The sequence below is a fragment of the Flagellimonas baculiformis genome, from assembly GCF_033441575.1.
Taxonomy (GTDB): Bacteria; Bacteroidota; Bacteroidia; order Flavobacteriales; family Flavobacteriaceae; genus Flagellimonas; species Flagellimonas baculiformis.
Genome location: NZ_JAUZVW010000033.1, coordinates 1 through 3516, shown reverse-complemented (window position 1 = coordinate 3516; position 3516 = coordinate 1). Strand labels below are relative to the sequence as shown.

Here is a 3516-nt window from a genome sequence, read left to right as displayed (position 1 = left end):
GTTTAGTTATCCAAAGTAAATCGTTATCCAAAGTGGGTTTACATAAGTAATTGGCAATAAGAATATTAACCAGTATACTTTTTGAAACAGCTTCGGATAACGATATTGATTATTTGGTGAAGTTCTTAAGCCATTCCTTAAGTTTCGAGTCCCTTTCCCAAGATCCTATCTTCCCTTGAGCAGGTATAACGGCAATATATGCGGCCTCCAATGCCTCACGTTTTTGCCTTGAATCGGCCCTTGCATAGATTTCCGTGGTCTGTATGGACACGTGTCCCAGGATATCACGTATGTATACCAGATTTACACCGGATTGCAAAAGGTGCATTGCCTTGCTATGGCGCAGGGTATGCGGACTGATTTTTTCGGGGATTAGGTCAGGTCTGAGCGAACGCGCATCCCTGGCATAAAGATTTAGGATATAGGCCACTCCCGAGTTGGTCAGTTTTCCGCCCCGATTGTTGGCAAACAACGGCCGACGGTTGTTCGCCGGGTCATCAAGACGGTTTTCCCTCAAATAGGACTGCAGCAGGTTTACCTGTTCGTTCTGCAACGGGACCATTCTTTTTTTGCCGCCTTTACCCAAAAGGGTGACATAACATGGCCTGTTCAGGTTAAGGGACGAAGGGGTCAGTTCTATTAGTTCATTTACCCTTGCCCCACTGTCATAAAGCAGTGCCAGCAATGCTAGGTTCCTCCGTCCCGTTCCGGTGTTTGCGGGTATCCGTTCCAGCAGAAGTTTGATCCCGTCAACGGTCAGGTAATTGACGGTACTTCTTCTTTCCTGTTTCTTGACCTTGATGGACAGGATGCTCTGCCATTGCCCAAGGCGTTTGACATCTTCATATTGCATATATGCAAAAAATGAATGCAGGGCGGCCAATCGCTGGTTTCTGGTGGAGTTGGCACACATACGTTTTTGCTGGAGCCAATCAAGAAAGCCGAGAACGGTTTCCCTTTTAAAGTGGTCCAGGGTCAACCTGTCGGCCGCGGTCCCTCCGACCTTGTCCATATAGTCGAGCACGAGGGTAAAGGTGTTGCCGTAAGATCTTATCGTATGGGGGCTGGCCCCCCTTTCCCCGACGAGATATTCGTTAAAGAACCTTGTCAGGTGTTTTGCAAAATCAGTAGTCGTTTCCATAATCGATATCTGTTTCGGTTTTGATGGGGAACACAAATGAGGTAAGGACATTTTCCTTATCAATGATGTCCGGATGGATTTCCCGTGTCATCCTTACATATTTTTCAGTTCCCGCTATCGTCTTGTGCCCCAGAAAGGTTGAGAGAATCGGAAGCGCGCAATAAATATCCGCTCCGCTTTTTACCATTTTTTCAAGGGAGTGGACGGCACAGGTGTGCCGGATGTCATGAACACGCGGGCCTTGTTGCTTCCCTATATGCGGTATGCCGCACTGTTTAAGCACCTTTTTGAACCAGCTGTATGCGGTGCCTCTTGCAAACGGCCTTCCATTGGCCGTCACAAAGAAAGAACGCTCCCTGTTCGCAAGGCCTTCGACGGGCATGCGATCCCTATAACTTTCGTACTGCTTCATTACTTCCTTGAGGGACGGATTTATGGGTACCATGCGCTGCATCTTGTTTTTTGTTTCCGTTATGATAATCCGGTCGTGCGCGTAATCGATATCCATGTTCCTGATGGCCAAAGCTTCGCCAATTCTCGCCCCGGTACTGTAGAGTAAGCGTATCAGGGCGGGTATGGCGACCAGGGCCGTGCTCATATTGCTGCAGTTCGATATGGCCAGTCCGTCACATTCCCTGAAGATACTTCCCATCTGTTCATGGGTGAAGACATACGGCATGAAGTCTATCTCTTTTCTCTTGGGCATCCGCGGGACGTAGCATTCATGGCCAAGGTGGCACATATACCGGCAGAACTGGGACAGGACGGAGTACTTTTCGTACAGCGTTCTGGCCCCGTCGTTTGAACGGGTCGCCCTCCATGCCGCAATCTGCCTACTGGTTATATAGGTGTCGGTGGCCCCGGTTTCCAAGAAGAACCTATCAAGTTCCAAGAATGTATACCCGAATTTGTTGAGCCCGTACCCCATGGCGTCCTTCATCTTCATAAAACTCTCGAAGTAAGGGGAGAACACGCTCCGGTATTTAAATTGCCTATCCATAAAAAACACCTCCTTTCTGCTCATAAAAATTTGTGGATACCAAGGGCACGTCAAGTGCGCAGCGCATCAGGTTGTCCATATCTATGCGCAGATAGTTCATGGTCGCCTGCGTATCGGAATGCCCAAGTGTTTCGGAAATGACCGGCAGCGAAGTTCCGTTGTTCAATAATCGGCTTGCCAAGGTATGGCGCATGGCGTGGGGGCCGAACTTTCGCCCTTTGAGATCGACACCGGATGCACTTATCGTTCTGCTTACCGCTCCGTTGATGACCATTCTGTTGACAGGACGATAGGGAGCGGTAGCGGTCAGGAACACCTGCTGTAGATCGGAAAGGGACCTGCCATACCGCAGGTAATCGATAATGGCTTCCCCTACTTCGGCCAGGAGCGGCAGTTCCACTATTTTCTTTGTCTTGTACTGGGCCAGGCATATGAGGTTCCGCTGCCAATCCAGGTTCCCGAAGGTAAGTCCCGCTATATCCGAAGAGCGCAGGCCGAGCCTAGTGGCCAGAAGGAGCATCGCATAGTCGCGCTTGCCCACCGGACTGGAGCGTTCCACAGTATTCTCGATGAGCCCTATCTCGTCGGCATCGTATACCGAGGGCAGTTTTTCACGCACTGGATAATTGTTTCTTCCGATGACGTATTCCACGTTTCTGCCGATGTACTTCCGTTGGTACAGGAAACGGCAGAACAGACGGACGGTATTGAGATACTTGTCCTTACAGTTCTGGGCGGACGATATGAACGTAAGGACGTCGTCCTCGCCAATATCGGAAACATGGTCTACCGACCTTAATGTAAGATGGGCTATAAAATAACTTAAAATACGCCGATGCTCATTGACGGTGAGTTTGCTGCGCCGGAGTTTTTCCTGGGACGCTATAAACTCCAATGCAACTTTTCCCAGCTCACCGGGCAGTTCGTGGTTTACGTATTGTACGATTCTTTTCCTGATTTTCCCATATAGAAGAAAATCATCCAGCACGTGTACGCTGCGACGGATCGCACGCATGTGGGAAGCGCTCATTATCGGCATGCCGTCCAAAAAGTCCTCGCCGATGGCCTTACTGTAATTTGGCAGGGAGTTCCTGTGCATGTACTCCCGGATTCCATCCCGCCATAAGCGATGGTAATCCTTGATCCGTGGTTCACTGTAGCCTTCCTTCCTTAGGTGGTCTGCACATTCTTTGATCAGAAATCCGATTTCTTTTTCTGTGTCCATTTGTTATTTCTTTAGGTAAATGCGACATTGCATTCATTTGAAAATAACAAACGTTATCACGATAGTATTATCAAAAGTAATATTGGTTTACAGGTATTTATGAAGAGTACCTATCAAGAACTTTGGATAACGATTTACCTTGGATAAGAA

3 protein-coding genes are annotated in these 3516 nt (G+C 48.6%); all 3 read right to left on the bottom strand.

The window, feature by feature from the left end:
- Positions 1-109: 109 nt before the first annotated feature.
- Genes SD450_RS19470 through SD450_RS19460 form a run of 3 tightly spaced genes read right to left on the bottom strand, consistent with a single transcriptional unit; the run spans position 110 to position 3366 of the window.
- Entirely contained in the window at positions 110-1141 is a 1032-nt protein-coding gene (locus SD450_RS19470) for a tyrosine-type recombinase/integrase (RefSeq protein ID WP_119648324.1), read from the bottom strand.
- The gene (locus tag SD450_RS19465) at positions 1125-2165 is read right to left on the bottom strand and encodes a tyrosine-type recombinase/integrase (protein ID WP_318346006.1); all 1041 of its coding nucleotides are present in this window, start codon (positions 2163-2165) and stop codon (positions 1125-1127) included. The genes SD450_RS19470 and SD450_RS19465 overlap by 17 nt, the downstream gene beginning before the upstream one ends.
- Positions 2134-3366, bottom strand: coding sequence for a site-specific integrase (locus SD450_RS19460; protein ID WP_119648326.1), 1233 nt, complete (start codon positions 3364-3366; stop codon positions 2134-2136). The genes SD450_RS19465 and SD450_RS19460 overlap by 32 nt, the downstream gene beginning before the upstream one ends.
- Positions 3367-3516 lie beyond the last annotated feature (150 nt).